This is a genomic window from Neorhizobium sp. S3-V5DH, from assembly GCF_004343065.1.
Taxonomy (GTDB): Bacteria; Pseudomonadota; Alphaproteobacteria; order Rhizobiales; family Rhizobiaceae; genus Neorhizobium; species Neorhizobium huautlense.
The window spans coordinates 370,670-389,629 of sequence record NZ_SMCL01000002.1 but is presented as its reverse complement, the minus strand read 5'-3'; the positions used below and the strand labels follow the sequence as shown (position 1 = coordinate 389,629).

Genomic DNA, 18,960 nt, shown 5'->3' with positions numbered 1-18,960 from the left:
GATGTTTAAGCATGCACGGATGCAACCGGCAAGCACCCTTTGGGCGATTGCCCGATCCATCGGTCGCTCTGGTCGATTCCATGAAAGTCCCTCCGATCTCCGGAGGGAAGAATGCCCGGCCTCAGAATGGGTTCCAGGTGGGTGCGCGCGTAAGCTTCAAATACCCGACATTGATGCCGAGGCGGGCGCCGAGCCCGGTGCGGATCGGCACCAGGATCACGTTGTTGTTGCGCAGAACGGTCATGCCGACGCCAGCCACCACGAAGGCCGAGCCCGAAACGCCGCCGAAGCGGGCATAGAGCGCGTCCACCGAGGGGAGGTCGTAGACGAGCATCATCGCCCGCGTCCCCTGTCCGCCGTAGTCGATGCCGAGCGAAGGGCCTTGCCAGAAGGCCGGGTGCTGGCCGGCATTCTTCGTGTAGAGCTCGCCCTCTCCGTAAGTCAGGCCGGCGATGAAGGCGCCCGAACCTTCCTGGCCCAGGATATAGCCGTTCGGAAGGCCGTATTTCTGGAAGGCGTTTTCGACGACTTTGGCAAGCCCGCCGCTGGCGGAGCCGAAGAAGCCATGGCCGGCATCGATGATCTCCTGCGCCGTATACTGGTTCGAACCCTGCTGGGCGGACGCGGTGCAGGTTGAGAAGAGCACGGCTGCGATCATCGCAAACAGCGTCGCGGCAAACTGTGCGAAGGCGGAGGATGTGCGGATGCGCATAGTCAGATCCATCGATTGTATCGTACGGGGTCGGGCCTTTTACATCATGCTTAAGGCTTGGCTATTTTGGAGGCATGGTCTTAATAATCGGTTTACCAAATATGGTGTCATTATGGCCGCCATCATAGCACCATCTCCGCGCAATCTTGGCGTGGCAGAGCAACCTCGGCGCAGATCGCAAATCAGGAGACTCCCATGCCGAAGAATCCGAATCTCACCCTGAGTGGGCCAGATCTGGCGGCGCTTCTGTGCAGCCGTGTCTGCCACGACGTCATCTCACCGGTCGGCGCCATCAACAACGGTCTCGAATTGCTGGACGAGGGCGCCGGCGACAGCGATGCGCTCGATCTCATCCGTACCTCTGCCGTCAACGCTTCCGTCCGCCTCAAGTTTGCGCGCCTTGCCTTCGGCGCCTCCGGTTCGGTGGGAGCGTCCATCGATACCGGTGAGGCGGAGAAGGCGGCAAAGGATTTTGCCATCGCCGAAAAGAAGACCGAAGTCTCCTGGAATGGCCCCAGGGCGATCATCGCCAAGAACCGGGTCAAGCTGCTGCTCAACCTCTTCCTCGTCGCCTATGCAGGCATTCCGCGCGGCGGTTCGGTCGATGTTACGCTGGAAAACCCGGAATATGATGCAAAGTTCGTCATCACGATTAAGGGCCGCATGATGCGCGTGCCGGCAAAGTTCGTCGAGATCGCCAACGGTACTCTGGAAGAGCCGATCGACGCCCATACGGTCCAGCCCTACTACACGGTCCTGCTTGCCGAAGAATGCGGTATGGATCTGAAGCATGTGGTATCGGAAGACAAAATCGTCTTCATCGCCGAAGCTGTGGCGGCCTGAGACGATCCCCCAAAAATCGCTGTTCCAGGTAACCATTCGTTAGCGCCGTGCCCGTAATGATAATTGCTCACAGCCCAGCGAGGCTGCAGCATCAAGGGAAGCACGATGCAGCGTTTGATGATTGCTGATTCGTCGGACGTCGTCCGCAAAGTCGGCAAACGGATCCTTTCGGAATTGGGTTTTCTCGTCGCCGAAGCTGGCAGCGCTCGCGAAGCGGTGCTTCGCTGCCAGACCGATTTGCCGAATTTCCTCATCGTCGACGCGACACTCGATGATGCGCTTGGCTTGATCGCTTCCGTCAGGGCAATGCCGAACGGGAAGAGCGTGCGCATCTTCTATTGCGTCATCGAAGCGGACCTCAAGAGGATGATGGCAGGCAAGCGCGCCGGTGCGGATGACTTCCTCCTGAAGCCGTTCGACCGCAAGATATTGACCTCGGTCTTCTCCGGCTTCGCCCAGGCCGCCTGATCCCAAATCCGCCTTTTGTGACCGTTCTGATTTTTCGCAGAGCTGGCTCCCGTTCGTTGACGTCAGCGGCATAAAAAAGCGCCCGCCGGACGGGCCGGCGGGCGTTCTCGAAAAGGGGAAGGTCAGTCTGTCAGGCGGTCTCGGCGTATTCGGTGCTGTCCGGCTCGCGCAGCACATAGCCTCGGCCCCAGACGGTTTCGATGTAGTTGGCGCCGCCTGCGGCATTGGCGAGCTTCTTGCGCAGCTTGCAGATGAAGACGTCGATGATCTTCAGTTCCGGCTCGTCCATGCCGCCGTAGAGGTGGTTCAGGAACATTTCCTTGGTGAGGGTGGTGCCCTTGCGGAGCGAGAGAAGCTCCAGCATCTGGTATTCCTTGCCCGTCAGGTGGACACGCTGGCCGCCGACTTCGACGGTCTTGGCGTCGAGGTTCACGATCAGTTCGCCGGTGACGATGATCGATTGAGCATGGCCCTTGGAGCGGCGGACGATGGCGTGGATACGAGCGACCAGTTCGTCCTTGTGGAACGGCTTGGTCATGTAGTCATCGGCGCCGAAGCCCAGCCCGCGGACCTTGTCCTCGATTCCGGCCATGCCGGACAGGATGAGGATGGGAGTCTTGACCTTTGAAAGCCTCAAAGTGCGGAGCACTTCGTAACCCGACATGTCGGGGAGATTGAGGTCGAGAAGGATGATGTCGTAGTCGTAGAGTTTGCCGAGGTCGACACCCTCTTCACCGAGATCGGTGGTGTAAACGTTGAAGCTTTCCGATTTCAGCATCAGCTCGATGGACTGGGCCGTCGCGCTGTCATCTTCGATGAGTAGAACCCGCATATTTTTCCCCTTTACCGCCGCGTAAGGTACCTGATTGCCCCCTTACTCGTTACGGATCCAGACTGAGCCTGATTTGGAAGCTGCCACTAAATGGTTAACAAATTATGATTCCCTATGGCAAGGTACATCAATTCGTTAAGCAAAATTAGTAGCAGCCTGTTTTCCCTTATGGATTGGCCATCACCAAACTTGAATCAACGGATGAGGAAATTCCGCTAAGTGATTCATACGACTCTTACATCGTCGCGGCCAAATCAGGCCCTGGCATTTACCGACCCTTAAACGATCGGGATTATCATTAATGATGCCCGTAAACGAAAGGTTAACGCGGCGGCGAATTTATTAACGCCGCGGAAATTTTTTGGTCCGGAGTGTAACAGAGCGGATACACGGGCCTGGGTCTCGCTATCCACGGAGTATTGCGTATGAAGTCGCGTGACAGTCTGGTTCGCCTGAAAGGATTTCAGGTTAACGAAAAACGTCGTCAGCTGCAGCAATTGCAGATGATGATGGCCGAATTCGAGCGAATGTCTAAAGAGCTCGAGCATCAGATCACGGTCGAAGAGAAAAAATCCGGGATCGCCGACCCGAATCACTTCGCCTATCCAACCTTCGCGAAGGCCGCCCGCCAGCGTGCGGACAATCTTCAGGTTTCGATTCGCGAGTTGAAGGTTCAGCAGGAAGCTGCCGAACTGGCGCTCGAGGAGGCGGAAGCAGAACTCGCCAAGGCCTCGGCGCTTGAAGAGCGCGATGGCGGCATGCGCGCCCGGGCCTGATCAGCCGGGCGTCCCGTCGCGGAGTTTGTAAAAGGGGCGGCGCCTTGGCGCCTGTGCCCCATTTCCGTTTGTAATCTCGTTCAGAGACGGTCCCCGCACTGCAGGGCCTATCGCAGGATATCCTGCCAATCCGGATGGCGCTCCACCTGGCTCTTGAAAAACGGGCAGAGCGGAATGATTTTCCATCCGCCCTTGCGGGCCTCTTCGACCGCATGCAGCGCCAGGGCCTGCCCGACACCCTTGCCTCGTAACTTATCGGGTACGCCGGTGTGATCGATGATGATCAGTTGGGGCGAGGCACGGGAATAGCTCATTTCGGCGTAATGGCCGCCGAGTTCGGCGATGTAACGCCCGCCCGATCGTGTTTCCTCATGTGCGATATTCATGCTGGCTCCGTTTTTTCCTTGCAACGCATGATGTAATACGCAGGAGATGAGAGGGAAACAGCGGTTCGCGCTCCGAAAGGGAGACGCACCGTCAACCGGAGCATGGGATGATTTGGCTGCGGTCGCTTCTTCTAATCCTGGCGGCCAGCTTTCTGGCGCTCGGCCTTTTTCTGCCGATCATCCGTTTCGATAAGCTCTACTTCTTCAGCGAGGCACCTTCGCTGATCGAGCTGGTGGCGGCGCTTTTTCGAGAGGGAGATATTGTGCTGTTTCTGGTGGTCGGCCTGTTTTCGATCGTTTTCCCGATCGTGAAGCTGATCGGTCTCGCAGTGCAGCTTTTGAGCCGGGCCGGGGAGGCCGGGCTTTTCCGCCGCGCGATGCCGCATCTCTCCAAGTGGTCCATGATGGATGTGATGCTGGTGGCGATCGTCGTTTTCGCGGCGAAAAGCAGTGGTCTGGCAACGGCGGTTTCCCAACCCGGCCTGTGGTTCTACGCAGCTTCCGCCGTCATTGCCGGTCTGCTGCCCACTTTGGCCGGGACCGGCAAGAAAAGCGTCGCGCGCCGAACAAACTGAAAGGTGCCGTTGCATCTCTTGCAGCGGCACCTTGTTTTCGGCGCGGTAAAACGAATTCTTCTAGTGGCGGTATTGCTGGATGCGGGTCGTCCGCAGGCCCGCCAAGCCATGATCATTGATGGAAGACTGCCAGGACAAAAATTCCTCGACGGTCAGGGTGTAACGCTCGCAGGCTTCTTCCAAGCTCAACAGGCCACCGCGAACCGCCGCGACAACCTCAGCCTTGCGACGGATCACCCAGCGGCGCGTATTGGCCGGCGGAAGGTCCGCAATCGTAAGCGGGCTGCCATCGGGGCCGATGACATATTTTACTCGGGGACGGATCATTTCGGTCATTGGACTCTCTACACAACACAAGACCACGTCGGAGAGCCTAGCGCCGCAGTTTTAACATTTGACTAAACAGCCGCGCGCATTTGTTCCTAGACGTCAAAAGGCGTGCTGGCGCGCATTTTCCGGCGCGGCTGGATCTGTCAGGCGCCGGAAAGGAGCGCGCGTCAAGCGCCGTTACCACCTCGCGGGCGGAGAAAAAGGATGAGCAAAATCAACATGCTTTGCCGCCGCGGACCTCGGCGAGGATGGTGCCGAAGATGATGCGCAGGTCGAGCAGCAGCGAAAAATTATCAATATAATGGAGATCGCAGACAATGCGGGCGCGGGCTTTCCCGGGACTGTCCGCTGGCCCGCGAAGGCCGCGCATCTGTGCCAAACCGGTCATGCCGGGCTTGACCAGGTGGCGACGGTGGTAGTCCGAAACCAGCTCCTCATAGGGAATGCCGGCCGCCAGCATGGCGATGGCGTGGCAGCCAGGACCAACCAGGGACATCTCGCCTTTCAGGACGTTGAGGAGCTGCGGCAGCTCATTGATATTGGTCTTGCGGATGATTGAACCTATCCGGCTGACGTGGGGATCGCCCCCGACCGTCTTGGCAACGCCAGTCGCGTCGGCGAGACCGGTGCGCGTCGAGCGAAACTCGTAGACGCCGATCCTGCGACGGTCCTTGCCCCAGCGGACCTGGGTGACCAGTGCCGGGCCCGGGCTGTCGAGCCGGATCAGGAGCGCCACCATCAGCATGAGCGGCAGAAGCGTGACAAGGGAGGTCAGAGAGACGGCGATGTCCAACCCGCGCTTGACTGCCAATTGGGGTCGCAAGGCGGCATTCCGTCCATGAGGAGACGAGGCCGTCCCAAGATCGGACGCTAGCTTCCCCGCATCGTGGTCTCTTACCCCCACATAAGCGGTTTCTCCATGCAGATCAGGAACACGCAACCCCTTCGCCCGCATATTCACCCCCGCAGCCCCCTGCCGGTTACTAGGGTTTCTAAATATTACACCTTCCTGCGCGAGTCATCCGCCAAGTTAATATCTGGTTAACGATGAATAGAACCTTTCTCGCTTTCCAGTGTCAAAGCATTGTCAAAAACAACTCGGTTTTTCCTGGCCCCAACGCGAGTTCTGCATTTCCCTCGTGGCCGAGCGTGAGATAATCGCCTGCCGACAGGGAGAAAACTCCACAGGCAGACTGCATTTGGGCTCCGCCCGCGAGACCGGCAATGGAAATAAGGGTCTGTGAACCGTTGAGCATCAGGCTGGTTGTATGGCCCGAAGAGGTCTGCACTGCGATATTCACACCGACCAGGTAAAGGCCGGCGGCAGGGACCAGCACACGGTTGCCGCCGGCGGACACTGCGGCGCCGAGCGCTACTCCGCCCTGCGCAAGCGCCAAAGTCGTGAATCCGCTCTGCTGCCCGGAGGAGGGAGAGAAGCTGGTGCCGGTGCGGTGGGCTCGGGCAGCGGGCTGATTGGGCTTTGCGACATGCCCGGCTGCGGAAATGGTGAGGCCGGTGTTCCAGGTGCTGCCGTCACTTACCTTCACCGAGAAGCCGTCGTTGCCGGCCAGGCCCATTTCGGCATGGCCAACCCAGTTGGTCTGGAAGAGCAGCGAGGCGGTATCGGTCGCCGCGGCCTTGTTGATCTTGATCTGATGGCCGGAGCCGGCATGGTTGAAGAGGCTCGCCGGAGAAGAGACAGCGAGCCTGTTCGTGCCGTCCGGGGTGGTGCTGATGCCGAGTTGCTCAAGGCTGCCGCTCGCCGGCAGAGGAATGTCCTGCCACTCGACGCCGGTGAAGACCTTCAGTCTCGAGTTCACGGCGAACCATGCCCGCCATCCGATTTTCGGTTGAGAGAAAGCCCAGTAGCCGTCCTGCCATGATGCGATCTGCGCCTGCCTGCCGGTCCAGGCACCGGTCGGGGCGGCCGCGACAAGATAACAATCGCCTTCCGCCGGAGAACCGGGCGGCATCGCCTGTTCGGCGACAATCGCCAGGTGCACGAGCGCGTCCAGTTTCAGCAGCGCTTCGTTATGGGTGACGTGTTTCTGCGCCTGCGAAGGCAGGATGAAGGGCATTTCCAGGTTGGCGGTGGTATCGGCCATAATCTCTCTCCGTTCTCGTTCGAAACGGAGCTTAAGCTTTAGGGGGAGGGTGGGGAGATGGATTGGCCCAAGGCCTTGATAAGGCTCGATCCCGATCGCCGGTTGTGCCTCATTTCTTTTGCCGATCCGGCATCAGCCGGCGCGAGGCAACTGGCGCCGGGTGCACTACTCCTGATGCTGCAAGAAGACCACGCCGTCATAGCTGAGCGAGAAGTTCGACAAGGCATACGTCCCGTCATCCCGCTGCTTTACGAGATCTCCCGACACCGAAACGATGCTGTTCAGGCCTTCGGATAGGTCGAGCAGGTTGCCCTTGAAGCGCTCCACCCAGCTCTCGTTAAGAGCCTGAAGCCAAGCCGGCTTGTCGTGCGTGCTGTTCACGCGTTCCTGATACATGTTCAGCTGCTCGACCGTCTGCTTGATCCTCCCGACGATATCCTGAGCCTGCCCCTTGAAGGAGTTCGCGACGAATTCGGGATTTTCCCGTTTCATCCTCGCCATCATCTGGCGGGTCACTTCGGCCGCCTCATCTCGCGTTTCTCTCTGGCGCAAGATGGAGGCCACGGTATCAGGAGCATAGACTTCAGCGAGTTCTTCTGGCGTGGCATTAAGCCAAAACTGGTTTTCCTCATGGACGCTTTTGAACTGAGCGCCTGTCGGTCCAGGCTTCTCCGTCGACGGTTCGGCCAATTTACCTGCCCGGTTGTAGATAAAACTGTCGGTGTCATCATGATCCCCCGCAGCCAAGGCCTGGGAAACCGCTTCAACTTCCGAAACGCTGAGGTTTCCGACAGCAGATGAGGCGGCCGGGCTCCCCACATCTTTTGCCACCCCGCCAGCAGCCTTATCGCTACTCTCGGACCGCAGACCTTCGATATAGGTCTTGAGCGTTAAGCCATAATAGGATGTTGACCCGATCGTCGTCATGAGTGCCTCTTCTCATTGTTTCCCTCTCTGATTGCATGTCATCCTTGCCTGGAACTAGCAGCATCATCGCGTCGTGGAGCTTCGGAGGTGTAAAAGAGAGTCCCCAAGAGATTTCTCCTGTCGTCCCTGGATTTGAGGCAGACATTCTCTTCAACTGAGTGGCACACGGACGCACATCCGACCGCGCCTTTTTCGGGCTGGCCTAAATGGAGGCTTCTAAGCAGATGCGGGCTCGCCGGAGAGATGCCGGATCGAGAGAGCAGGATTTCGGCTTTAACGTTAACGGCATCACGATGTTAAATTGCGGTAAGCGTCGGGTTTGGCTAATTTTTTGACAGAAGCTGCCGGTTTTTTGGAATATCTGGTCTTTGCCGCGCCAAATTGTTGAGAAGTGCCGCGTTTTTGACCGGCCCACGGCTTTTTGTCTTCACATTTCTTGCGAAACCGGTATGGAATGCGGTCAAGAACGTAAGAACCCGCAAGGGGCGTAATACAAGAGATGCGGCCGTCTAAAGATCGCATCCGGGGGAAAGTATATGGAGTATTTTATCCAGCAGCTCATAAACGGGCTGACTCTTGGATCCATCTATGGCCTTGTGGCAATCGGCTATACGATGGTTTATGGCATCATCGGCATGATCAACTTCGCCCATGGCGATATTTTCATGCTCGGCGGCTTTGCTGCCCTCATCGTTTTCCTGATCCTCACGTCCTTCTTCGCCGGCATTCCGGTGGCGTTGCTTCTGCTGCTGATGCTCGTCATCGGCATGCTGATGACGGGGTTGTGGAACTGGACGATCGAGCGCGTGGCCTACCGGCCGCTGCGCGGCTCATTCCGGCTCGCGCCGCTGATCACAGCGATCGGCATGTCGATCGTCCTGTCGAACTTCATCCAGGTGACGCAGGGGCCGCGCAACAAGCCGATCCCGCCGCTGGTGACCGATGTTTTCCACGTCGGCGGCATTACTGTCTCATTAAAACAGATCCTCATCGTCGTCATCACGGCGGTGCTGCTGTTCGCCTTCTGGTACATCGTCAACAAGACGCCGCTCGGTCGCGCCCAGCGGGCGACCGAACAGGATCGCAAGATGGCGGCGCTGCTCGGCGTCGACGTCGACCGGACGATTTCGATCACCTTTATCATGGGGGCCGCTCTCGCAGCCGTCGCCGGTGCCATGTATCTGATGTATTACGGCGTCGCCTCGTTCAACGACGGCTTCATTCCGGGCGTCAAGGCCTTCACCGCGGCCGTTCTCGGCGGCATCGGCTCGCTGCCCGGTGCGGTTCTCGGCGGGCTGCTGATCGGCCTCATCGAATCGCTGTGGTCGGCCTATTTCTCCATCGCCTACAAAGATGTCGCCACGTTTGCGATCCTCGCTTTCGTGCTGATCTTCAAGCCGACCGGCATTCTCGGCCGGCCGGAAGTGGAGAAGGTGTAACATGGCAGCTTCCACCGAAACCGGTCATCCGAACGTGCTTGGCAAGGCCGTCCGGGAAGGCGTGTTCGCGGGCGTCGTCGCCTTCCTCATGTTCCTGCTGTTCGTCGGCATCGAGACCTATCAGGACATCAACAACGCGCTGGTCTGGCGCACTCGCTGGGGTCTTCTGGCCATCTTCGTGCTGGTGGCGGCGGTCAGCCGTTTCTTGAGCGTCGGCTTCATCAAGCCGCATATCGATCGCCGCAAGCTCGCCAAGGCAAAGAGCGGCGTTCTCGAAATCTCCGAGCAGAAGAGCTTCTTCCACCGCCATTTTCTCAAGATCGCGCTGGTCTTCCTGCTGGTCTATCCCTTCCTGTCGCTGCTGATCGTCGGCAAGCAGGGATCCCTCAAATATGTCGACAATTTCGGCATCCAGATCCTCATCTACGTGATGCTCGCCTGGGGCCTTAATATCGTCGTCGGCCTCGCCGGTCTGCTCGATCTCGGCTATGTCGCCTTCTATGCGGTCGGCGCCTATTCCTACGCGTTGCTGTCCTCCTATTTCGGCTTCTCCTTCTGGCTGCTCTTGCCCATGTCGGGCATTCTGGCCGCGCTCTGGGGCATCATCCTGGGCTTCCCGGTTCTGCGTCTAAGGGGAGACTATCTCGCCATCGTGACGCTCGCCTTCGGGGAAATCATCCGCCTTGTGCTGATCAACTGGACGGACGTGACCAAGGGAACCTTCGGGATCTCGGGCATCGCCAAAGCGTCGTTCTTCGGCATCTGGTCGTTTGATACTGGCAGCGCCAACAGTTTCGTTAAGGCGTGGGGCCTGTCGGCATCCTCGGTCTATTACAAGATCTTCCTGTTCTACGTGATCCTGGCGCTCTGCATGCTGACCGCCTATGTCACGATCCGGCTTCGGCGCATGCCGATCGGCCGGGCCTGGGAAGCCCTGCGTGAAGACGAGATCGCCTGCCGCTCGCTCGGCATCAACACGGTCACGACCAAGCTGACCGCCTTTGCGACCGGCGCGATGTTCGGTGGTTTCGCGGGCTCCTTCTTCGCCACCCGCCAGGGTTTCGTATCACCGGAAAGCTTCGTCTTCCTGGAATCGGCGGTCATTCTGGCAATTGTCGTTCTCGGCGGCATGGGTTCGCTCACCGGCATCGCAATCGCCGCGGTGGTGATGGTGGGGGGCACCGAAGTGCTGCGCGAAATGTCCTTCCTCAAGGTTGTGTTCGGGCCTGACTTCACGCCGGAACTCTACCGCATGCTGCTGTTCGGTCTGGCGATGATCATCGTCATGCTGTTCAAGCCGCGCGGCTTCGTCGGATCTCGAGAACCGACCGCCTTCCTCAAGGAGCGCAGAGCCGTCTCGGGTAGCTTCACCAAGGAGGGCCACGGCTGATGGCTCTCGGAACGACGACAATGACGAATGACACGATCCTCAAGGTCGAACACCTGTCGATGAAGTTCGGCGGCCTGATGGCGATCAACGACCTGTCGCTGGAGGCCCGGCGCGGCGAGATCACCGCGCTGATCGGCCCGAACGGCGCCGGCAAGACCACGGTGTTCAACTGCATCACCGGCTTTTACAAGCCGACAATGGGCATGCTCACCCTGCAGCGCAAGGACGGCAAGGAATACCTGCTGGAACGCCTGCGGGACTTCGAGATCACCAAAGTGGCGGGCGTCGCCCGCACCTTCCAGAACATCCGGCTGTTCTCGGGGCTGACGGTTCTCGAGAACCTGCTCGTGGCACAGCACAACGCGCTGATGAAGGCGTCGGGCTATACGATCCTCGGTCTTCTTGGCCTGCCGGCTTATCGCAAGGCGGTCGATGCCTCGATCGAGAAGGCGAAATACTGGCTCGACAAGGCCGATCTGACCGATCGCGCCGACGATCCTGCCGGCGATCTTCCCTATGGCGCACAACGGCGGCTCGAAATCGCCCGCGCAATGTGCACCAATCCGGAACTGCTGTGCCTCGACGAACCCGCCGCCGGCCTCAACCCGCGCGAATCGGCGGCGCTCAACACGCTGCTGCACCAGATCCGCGACGAAGGCGTGTCGATCCTGCTGATCGAGCACGACATGTCGGTGGTCATGGAGATTTCCGACCATGTCGTGGTGCTCGAATACGGCCAGAAAATTTCCGACGGTTCGCCGGACCATGTAAAGAACGACCCACGAGTGATCGCCGCTTATCTCGGCGTCGAGGATGACGAGGTGGAAGAAGTGATTGCGGAAGAACTCGATGGGGGCACGCGCTGATGGCAGCTGAATCCCTTCTGAAGGTCCAGGCTGTCGAGACCTATTACGGCAATATCCGCGCGCTCGCAGGCGTCGATGTCGAAGTCAACAAGGGCGAGATCGTCAGCCTGATCGGTGCCAACGGCGCCGGTAAATCCACGCTGATGATGACCATCTGCGGCAGTCCGCAGGCTCGCAGCGGACAGGTGATCTTCGACGGCGAGGATATCACCCGCCTGCCGACGCATCTGATCGCACGCCGCCGCATCGCCCAGTCTCCCGAAGGCCGCCGCATCTTTCCGCGCATGACCGTCTACGAAAACCTCCAGATGGGGGCAGGTCTCGACAACCTCAAATATTTCAATGAGGATGTCGAGAAGATCTTCACGCTCTTCCCGCGGCTGAAGGAACGCCAGACGCAGCGCGGCGGCACGCTTTCGGGCGGCGAACAGCAGATGCTGTCGATCGGGCGTGCGCTGATGGCACGGCCGAAGCTGCTTTTGCTCGACGAACCGTCGCTCGGCCTGGCGCCCTTGATCGTCAAGGGCATTTTCGAGGCGATCAAGAAGTTAAACCAGGAAGAGGGGCTCACCGTCTTCCTCGTCGAACAGAACGCTTTCGCAGCGCTCAAACTTTCAGACCGCGCCTATGTGATGGTCAACGGCAAGGTGACGATGAGCGGTTCCGGCAAGGAACTTCTTGCCAATCCGGAAGTGCGCGCCGCCTATCTTGAAGGCGGACGGCATTGATCGCAGAGGTTGTTATTTCGACAGCCGGGGGAATTTAAGATGCAGGGACTGTTTTTCGAAAGCGATACCGGCGTCCGGTACCTTTTGCGTTTCCTCGTGCTGGTCATCGGCTTCTGGACCGCCTGGCGGGCCGGGAAGGCGGCCGCCGAGGGCTGGAACAACTATCTGACGGTGGTGGTCTATACGCTTCTGCTCGGCGTGGTGATGCGTTTTCTGCATTTCGCGCTGTTCCAGGGGCCATTCATCGACGCCTTCTATTACATCCTCGACGTGGTCATCCTGCTCGTCTTTTCGAGCGCCGGATACCGCATTCGCCGGACGCGTCAGATGGTGCAGAATTACTATTGGCTCTATGAGCCGACTTCGGCTTTCTCCTTCAAGAAGAAAGATTGACAGCCGCTCTTTTCTGTCCTCAGATTAGCCCCGGGTTGAAACAATAAGTAACCTAGAGTGGAACAATTCCGGCGCAGTGATGGTGGGTATTGCGCCCGGTTTCGAAAAACCTGCTCACCTAAAAATTGGGAGTAACTCGATGAAGAAGTCTCTTCTTTCTGCGGTTGCGCTGACGGCCATGGTCGCCTTCAGCGGTAGCGCATGGGCCGACATCATTATCGGCGTCGGCGGTCCGCTCACGGGCCCGAACGCCGCCTTTGGTGCGCAGCTCCAGAAGGGCGCCGAACAGGCAGCAGCCGACATCAATGCCGCCGGCGGCATCAACGGCGAAAAGATCAAGATCGTTCTCGGTGACGACGTTTCGGATCCGAAGCAGGGTATCTCGGTTGCCAACAAGTTCGCGTCCGACGGCGTGAAGTATGTGGTCGGCCACTTCAACTCGGGTGTATCGATCCCGGCTTCCCAGGAAGTCTATGCCGAAAACGGCATGCTGGAAATCACCCCGGCTGCAACCAACCCGGTCTTTACCGAGCGCGGCCTGTGGAACGTCTTCCGCACCTGCGGCCGCGACGACCAGCAGGGCGGCGTTGCCGGCGCATACCTCGCCGACAAGTTCAAGACTGCCAAGATCGCCATCATCGACGACAAGACGCCTTACGGTCAGGGCCTTGCCGAAGAAACCAAGAAGGCGATGAACGCCAAGGGCGTCAAGGAAGTCATCCGCGAAGGCGTCAATGTCGGCGACAAGGACTTCTCGGCCCTCATTTCCAAGATGAAGGAAGCCGGCGTTTCGATCATCTACTGGGGCGGTCTCCACACCGAAGCCGGCCTGATCATTCGTCAGGCCAAGGACGCCGGCCTCAAGGCAACGCTCGTTTCGGGTGACGGCATCGTCTCGAACGAACTTGCCTCGATCGCCGGCGACGCCGTCGAAGGCACGCTGAACACCTTCGGCCCGGATCCGACGCTGCGCCCTGAAAACAAGGACCTGGTTGCCAAGTTCAAGGCTGCCGGCTTCAACCCGGAAGCATACACGCTCTACTCCTACGCTGCCGTTCAGGTCATCGCTGAAGGCATCAAGGCCACCGGTTCGGCCGATGACGCCGAAGCCGTTGCCAAGACGCTGCACGAAAAGGGTCCGTTTAAGACCGTTCTCGGCGATCTCGCCTTCGACGAAAAGGGCGACCCGAAGCTTCCCGGCTACGTCATGTACGAGTGGAAGAAGGGTCCGGACGGCAAGTACAGCTACTTCCAGCAGGGCAGCTAAGCCCTTATCGGCCAAACCGCATTTTCAGGGGAAGCCCGGCCAAAAGCCGGGCTTCCTTGCGTTTGGCCGGTGATTGCGGCAACCGGCAATGGGCCGGTCTTTCGTCTGCTCCGGGGACGATCCATGTCTGCAGAAGATTTTTTCGGCAGGTATTCCAATGCGATGAGAGAGGTCATGGCCCCTTTTCGTCCCCGCATCCTTCGTTTGCGGGACAATCGTCCCGTCATCGGATGGGAACCGGGTTCGCGAACCGGCCTCCTTCTCCTCGGGTTTTCGGCTCGGTTCCGGTGATGGTCGATGAAGTGGTCTGACGAGGGCTGGGAAATCCTCCAACGATCACCGAAGCGGCCGGGGCAGGCAGACCAAATCTACCTAACACCCCACATACTCCTGCCTGCCCCGTTCCCAACCATGCCGGCGCCGCCGGCGTGGCTAAACGTGTTGGCGGCCGTTATCAGGACGCTGCCTTTTTCTGTCTTGCCTTGAGCCGAAGCCCTACTCGCCGTGCAGCACATGCGCGGCCTTGACCGCGGCCGACGCGCGGTTTTCGACGCCGAGCTTCACATAGATCTGTTCCAGATGCTTGTTCACCGTGCGGGACGAAAGACCGAGGATATCGCCGATGTCCCGGTTCGACTTGCCCTTGGCGATCCAGAGCAGCACTTCGGACTCGCGCTGGGTCAGCGGAAAATGCCGGCGCAGCACTTCGTCGTCGGGTCGTTTGTTGGTGGCCGTCAGACGGAAGAGGTGTTCGTCCGCTCCGATTGCGCCGAGGAAGGAGAAATGCAGGCTCGCCTGGCCGTCCTCCATGAGGGAGAAAGCGGCATCGCGGGCAAAACTCGGCCTGTCCCGTTCCGCCATCCAGGCGCTGATCCGCTGGGCAACGATGTCGAGGCCGTCGTCGCTGCCGGTCGCGGCGTTGATCAGCCGCGTCGCCTGCGGCGTCGACCAATGGATGGCACCATTGGCCTTGACCGCGAGCAGGTGGCGGCCGGCGGCGTCGAGCGCCACGCGGGCGCTCTGCGCCGAGCGGGCATTGGACAGATGCACGCGAATGCGGGCGCGCAGTTCGTCGATGTTGATCGGCTTCGTCAGGTAATCCACGCCGCCGGAATCGAGCGCGTTGACCACATGTTCGGTTTCGGTCAGGCCGGTCATGAAGATGACCGGCACCTGAGCCACGGCGCCGTTGATCTTGAGCCTGCGGCAGGTTTCGAAGCCATCCATGCCGGGCATGACAGCATCGAGCAGGATCAGGTCCGGCGTGATGCGCTCGACGATGTTCAGCGCCGCCTGGCCGGAGGTGGCGATCAGCACCGAAAAGCCGGACTTTTCCAGCGCTTCGGTGAGGAAGCCGAGCGCTTCGGGGCTGTCGTCCACCAGGAGGACGATGTCGCGCGGCAGGGCAGTCTCAGCCATCACTCGTCCTTTCTGGGGCAAGGCGTGTCAGGAAATTCATGTAGCCGGCAAGATCGAAGGCCTGCACGTAGGTGCCGAGTTCTTCCGCGAAGGATTTGTGTTCCTCCTGCTTGGCGAGATCGGCGAGCTTCGCTTCGATACCGCGGACGTAGCCGATTTCGCCGAGCCGCAAAAGGTCCTCGATATGGTTCGTCCCCGGACTTTTGATCGGCTTCCTGAGGCTTGTCGGAACGGCAAGCGAAGTATCGCTCTCATAAACCCAGACAAGGCCGAGATGGGCAGCCAGCTTGTCTGCGAGACGGCGGATGTCGACGGGCTTGGCGATCGCATCGTTATGGCCTTCGTCGCCGGAGCTTGCGCCGGAACTGTCGCCGATATTTGCCGAAAGCATGACGATCGGAGCTGTCTGGCCGATCTCGCGGAGCCGACCGACGAGCTGCCAGCCGCTCATGCCTGGCATGGAGATGTCGACCAGGAAGAGGTCCGGCGTCACGCCCTCGATCAGCGTCAGGCAATCCGGCCCGCTGTTGGCCGTCAGCACCACGAAATCCATCGGCACGAGCAGTTCGCGCATAAGGTCGCGGTGATCTTCGTTGTCGTCGACGACCATGATGGTGCGCCGCGGGCCGGTATAGGAGACGATCTTCTTTTCCGCGGCCGGCGCCGTGTTGGGCCGCTCGACCGCCGACAGCATCAGCCTCACCTTGAAGATAGACCCTTCTCCCTTGGTGCTGGCGACGGCGATTTCGCCGCCCAGCGTGTTGGTGAGGAGCTGGGTGATCGTAAGCCCGAGGCCAAGCCCCGGCATCGGGCGGATGCTTTCGGCCTCGCCGCGCTGGAAGGGTTCGTAGATGCGGGAGAGATCCTTCTCGGCTATGCCGCGGCCGGTATCGGAAACGGTGAAGGTCGCGACCTGGCTGCGGTAGGCGACCTCGAATCTCACCTTGCCTTCGTCGGTGAACTTGATCGCATTGGAAAGCAGGTTGACCAGGATCTGCCTCAGCCGCTTTTCGTCGGTGCGTACATATTGCGGCAGGGAGCGCGCCCGCTCGTGCTCGAACTCCAGCCCCTTGGCCTGCGCCTGCAGCCCGAACATCTCGACGATCTGGTCCAGAAAGTCCTGGATATTGATCTCGTTGGAATAGACCTGCAGCCGGCCGGCCTCGATCTTGGATATGTCGAGCAGCCCGTCGATCAGGCCGGAAAGGTGATCGGCGGAGCGCTTGATGACCTTGATCGCCGATTGCCGCGGCGGGGGGATTGTTTCGTCGCGTTCGAGGATCTGCGCATATCCCAGCACGGCGTTGAGCGGCGTGCGCAACTCGTGGGACAGACCGACGACATAGCGGCTCTTGGCGCGGTTGGCGGCCTCGGCCGTCTCCTTGGCGTCCTGAAGTGCCGCGTCCGTCTTCTTGTGGGCGGCGATTTCCTTGAGGAGCAAGGTGTTCTGACGGGAGGATTCCTCCTCGGCCACCACCCGGCTGTCATGGGCGAGCACGTAGAACCACGAAACGATGCCGGCGATGATCGCGAAGACGAAGAAGACGATCGTCACCGTCCCATAAATAACCTCGGCATTGGCGGGTGTGGCCCGGCCGACCTGGTGGGCGATCATCGCCAGGATCGCGCCAATCGCAGAGACGGACAGCACAGCGGTGGTTGCGTAACGCCCGAGGCGGGTGGTGAGCCGGGCGATGACGCTTTCCGGCAGGACCGTGCGGGCGACGCTGCCGATCTGGGTATTGAGCCGGGCGCGCGGCTTGCACATGTCGTGGCAGCGGCTGTCGAGCGAGCAGCAGAGCGAGCAGATCGGTGCCGCATAAGCCGGACACCAGGCCATATCCTCGTGCTCGAACGGATGCTCGCATATGGAGCAGGTGATCGAGCCCATGGCTTTCCAGCTCTGCCGCGGTTTTCTCGCGAGGTAGAACTTGCCGCGGGTGGCGAAGGCGATTGCCGGAGAGATGACGAATGCGATGAGCGTCACATAGGTGGCGAGCGAGGCCATCAACGCGCCGAACAGGCCGAAATGGGCGGCCAGCGCCACGCCGGCGGAGCCGAACATTGCGCCGAGCCCGACGGGATTGACGTCGTAGAGATGGGCGCGCTTGAACTCGATGCCCGGAGGCGCAAGACCAAGTGGCTTGTTGATGAAGAGGTCTGCCGAAATGGTGCAGAGCCAGGCCATGGCGACGATCGAAAAGACGCCAAGTGTGGCTTCCAGCAGCCGGTAGATGCCGAGCTCCATCAGCAACAATGCGATCAGCACGTTGAAGACAAGCCAGACGACGCGGCCCGGATGGCTGTGGGTCAGCCGCGAGAAGAAATTCGACCAGGCGAGCGAGCCCGCATAGGCGTTCATCACGTTGATCTTGAGCTGCGAGACGACCACGAAGGCGGCCATCAAAAGCAGCGCCGCGGTTTCGTTCGGGATCATGTAGCCGAACGCCGCCAGATACATATGGGCCGGGTCGGCGGCCTCGCCGATCGGCACGCCTGTCGAGAGCGTCAGGACGGCCAGGAAGGAACCCGCCAGGAGCTTCGGCACCCCGACGACCACCCAGCCGGAACCTGCAAGGAAAACAGCGAGCCGATGGCGCCATTTCCGCAAGCCTTCCGGGGGCAGGAAGCGGAGGAAGTCGACCTGCTCGCCGATCTGCGGCATCAGCGCGAGGATGACGGCCGAGGCGGCTCCGAATTCGAGGAGGTCGAAGGGCGCCGCCCCGCCAACTTCGGCATTCGAATGATTAATTCCGGCAAAGGCGCGCCAGAGGTCGAACTTTTCCCAGTCCAGAAAGGCGATGAACACGAAAGGCAGGACGTTCAGCACGATCCAGAAGGGCTGCGTCAGCAGCTGGAAGCGGGAGATCAGCTGCACGCCGTAGATGACGAGCGGGATCACCACGGCGGCGCTGATCATGTAGCCGATCCAGGGCGGAATGCCGAAGGCAAGATCGAGCGCGCCGGTCATGATCGAGGCTTCGATCGCAAACAGCATGAAGGTGAAGCTCGCATAGATCAGCGAGGTGATGGTCGAGCCGATGTAACCGAAGCTCGCGCCGCGGGTCAGAAGATCGATGTCGACCCCGTGGCGGATCGCGTAGCGGCTGATTGGAAGGCCGATGACGAGCATGGCGATGGCGGCAGCGACGATTGCGAAGAAGGCGTTCGTGGTGCCGTAGGAGAGGGTGATCGCTCCGCCGATCGCCTCGAGCGCCAGAAAGGAAATCGCCCCGATCGCCGTCTGCGAAATACGGCTGGAGGAAAAGCGGCGGGCGCTTTTGGCGGTGAAACGCAGCGCATAGTCTTCCAGCGTCTGGTTGGCGACCCAACGATTGTATTCCCGTCGGACCGGGATGATGCGTTGCCGCGCTGCCATGCCTAATTTCTAGCACCTTGAGGGAGAAGACTGTCTATTAGGCACTTTCAGCTGTGGCGCAACGTTTTGCAAGCAGGCTTTCGCATTTGCGAAGCTTAGGTTCACTTCCACCGGCTGTTTTCGGA

The 18,960-nt window shown here is 59.9% G+C and carries 19 protein-coding genes; 10 read left to right on the top strand and 9 right to left on the bottom strand.

From position 1 onward, the window contains the following. Positions 1 to 121: 121 nt before the first annotated feature. Positions 122 to 658, bottom strand: coding sequence for an EipA family protein (locus EDE09_RS05400; RefSeq protein WP_245422930.1), 537 nt, complete (start codon positions 656 to 658; stop codon positions 122 to 124). 249 nt (positions 659 to 907) lie between these two features. Here EDE09_RS05400 and EDE09_RS05395 point away from each other — a divergent pair, with 249 nt between their 5' ends. Together EDE09_RS05395 and EDE09_RS05390 are read left to right on the top strand one after the other, a co-directional pair. Beyond that, positions 908 to 1,555 (top strand): histidine phosphotransferase family protein, encoded by a 648-nt coding sequence (locus tag EDE09_RS05395; protein ID WP_105372999.1) that lies wholly within the window; start codon positions 908 to 910, stop codon positions 1,553 to 1,555. Between the two features lie 105 nt (positions 1,556 to 1,660). Then, positions 1,661 to 2,023, top strand: a complete 363-nt coding sequence (locus tag EDE09_RS05390) for a response regulator (RefSeq protein WP_105372998.1) — start codon at positions 1,661 to 1,663, stop codon at positions 2,021 to 2,023. Positions 2,024 to 2,153: 130 nt separating this feature from the next. Here the strand turns inward: EDE09_RS05390 and ctrA are convergent, their stop codons facing one another. Beyond that, positions 2,154 to 2,855, bottom strand: coding sequence for a cell cycle two-component system response regulator CtrA (gene ctrA, locus EDE09_RS05385; RefSeq protein WP_105372997.1), 702 nt, complete (start codon positions 2,853 to 2,855; stop codon positions 2,154 to 2,156). A gap of 425 nt (positions 2,856 to 3,280) precedes the next feature. On the opposite strand from ctrA, the gene EDE09_RS05380 reads away from it, so the two are divergent. Continuing rightward, positions 3,281 to 3,631: a flagellar export protein FliJ gene (locus tag EDE09_RS05380; protein ID WP_105372996.1), complete on the top strand. Its 351-nt coding sequence runs from the start codon at positions 3,281 to 3,283 to the stop codon at positions 3,629 to 3,631. A 107-nt stretch (positions 3,632 to 3,738) separates the two neighbouring features. Here the strand turns inward: EDE09_RS05380 and EDE09_RS05375 are convergent, their stop codons facing one another. Next, the gene (locus EDE09_RS05375; RefSeq protein ID WP_105372995.1) at positions 3,739 to 4,017 is read right to left on the bottom strand and encodes a GNAT family N-acetyltransferase; all 279 of its coding nucleotides are present in this window, start codon (positions 4,015 to 4,017) and stop codon (positions 3,739 to 3,741) included. 107 nt (positions 4,018 to 4,124) lie between these two features. On the opposite strand from EDE09_RS05375, the gene EDE09_RS05370 reads away from it, so the two are divergent. After that, positions 4,125 to 4,592 carry a paraquat-inducible protein A gene (locus tag EDE09_RS05370; protein WP_105372994.1) on the top strand — a complete coding sequence of 156 codons (468 nt, stop codon included), beginning with the start codon at positions 4,125 to 4,127 and terminating at the stop codon, positions 4,590 to 4,592. Positions 4,593 to 4,652: 60 nt separating this feature from the next. On the opposite strand, the gene EDE09_RS05365 is transcribed toward EDE09_RS05370, so the two are convergent. The 4 genes from EDE09_RS05365 to EDE09_RS05350 form a co-directional block, all read right to left on the bottom strand. Next, the gene (locus EDE09_RS05365) at positions 4,653 to 4,928 is read right to left on the bottom strand and encodes a DUF1153 domain-containing protein (protein WP_018327815.1); all 276 of its coding nucleotides are present in this window, start codon (positions 4,926 to 4,928) and stop codon (positions 4,653 to 4,655) included. A 208-nt stretch (positions 4,929 to 5,136) separates the two neighbouring features. Continuing rightward, positions 5,137 to 5,745, bottom strand: coding sequence for a sugar transferase (locus EDE09_RS05360; protein WP_245422927.1), 609 nt, complete (start codon positions 5,743 to 5,745; stop codon positions 5,137 to 5,139). A gap of 253 nt (positions 5,746 to 5,998) precedes the next feature. Continuing rightward, a complete protein-coding gene (locus EDE09_RS05355) occupies positions 5,999 to 7,027 on the bottom strand; it encodes a DUF2793 domain-containing protein (protein ID WP_132409281.1) in 1,029 nt (342 codons plus the stop codon). A gap of 165 nt (positions 7,028 to 7,192) precedes the next feature. Continuing rightward, on the bottom strand, positions 7,193 to 7,954 hold the full coding sequence (locus EDE09_RS05350) for a hypothetical protein (RefSeq protein WP_105372991.1): 762 nt from the start codon (positions 7,952 to 7,954) through the stop codon (positions 7,193 to 7,195). 536 nt (positions 7,955 to 8,490) lie between these two features. Between EDE09_RS05350 and EDE09_RS05345 the strand changes: the two genes are divergently transcribed. The 6 genes from EDE09_RS05345 to EDE09_RS05320 all read left to right on the top strand — a co-directional run bounded on the left by EDE09_RS05345 (position 8,491) and on the right by EDE09_RS05320 (position 14,037). After that, positions 8,491 to 9,393, top strand: a complete 903-nt coding sequence (locus tag EDE09_RS05345; protein WP_105372990.1) for a branched-chain amino acid ABC transporter permease — start codon at positions 8,491 to 8,493, stop codon at positions 9,391 to 9,393. A 1-nt stretch (position 9,394) separates the two neighbouring features. Continuing rightward, complete coding sequence (gene livM / locus EDE09_RS05340) at positions 9,395 to 10,783, top strand: high-affinity branched-chain amino acid ABC transporter permease LivM (RefSeq protein ID WP_105372989.1); 1,389 nt, start codon at positions 9,395 to 9,397, stop codon at positions 10,781 to 10,783. Next, positions 10,783 to 11,649, top strand: a complete 867-nt coding sequence (locus EDE09_RS05335; protein WP_105372988.1) for an ABC transporter ATP-binding protein — start codon at positions 10,783 to 10,785, stop codon at positions 11,647 to 11,649. Before livM ends, EDE09_RS05335 begins: the two co-directional genes overlap by 1 nt. Then, positions 11,649 to 12,377, top strand: coding sequence for an ABC transporter ATP-binding protein (locus EDE09_RS05330; RefSeq protein WP_105372987.1), 729 nt, complete (start codon positions 11,649 to 11,651; stop codon positions 12,375 to 12,377). The genes EDE09_RS05335 and EDE09_RS05330 overlap by 1 nt, the downstream gene beginning before the upstream one ends. Before the next feature lie 39 nt (positions 12,378 to 12,416). Continuing rightward, entirely contained in the window at positions 12,417 to 12,770 is a 354-nt protein-coding gene (locus tag EDE09_RS05325; protein WP_105372986.1) for a DUF6867 family protein, read from the top strand. A gap of 139 nt (positions 12,771 to 12,909) precedes the next feature. Continuing rightward, positions 12,910 to 14,037 carry a branched-chain amino acid ABC transporter substrate-binding protein gene (locus EDE09_RS05320; RefSeq protein WP_105372985.1) on the top strand — a complete coding sequence of 376 codons (1,128 nt, stop codon included), beginning with the start codon at positions 12,910 to 12,912 and terminating at the stop codon, positions 14,035 to 14,037. A gap of 495 nt (positions 14,038 to 14,532) precedes the next feature. On the opposite strand, the gene EDE09_RS05315 is transcribed toward EDE09_RS05320, so the two are convergent. Together EDE09_RS05315 and EDE09_RS05310 are read right to left on the bottom strand one after the other, a co-directional pair. Further along, a complete protein-coding gene (locus tag EDE09_RS05315) occupies positions 14,533 to 15,456 on the bottom strand; it encodes a response regulator transcription factor (RefSeq protein ID WP_105372984.1) in 924 nt (307 codons plus the stop codon). Further along, on the bottom strand, positions 15,449 to 18,835 hold the full coding sequence (locus tag EDE09_RS05310; RefSeq protein ID WP_105372983.1) for an ATP-binding protein: 3,387 nt from the start codon (positions 18,833 to 18,835) through the stop codon (positions 15,449 to 15,451). Before EDE09_RS05310 ends, EDE09_RS05315 begins: the two co-directional genes overlap by 8 nt. Positions 18,836 to 18,960: the final 125 nt, after the last annotated feature.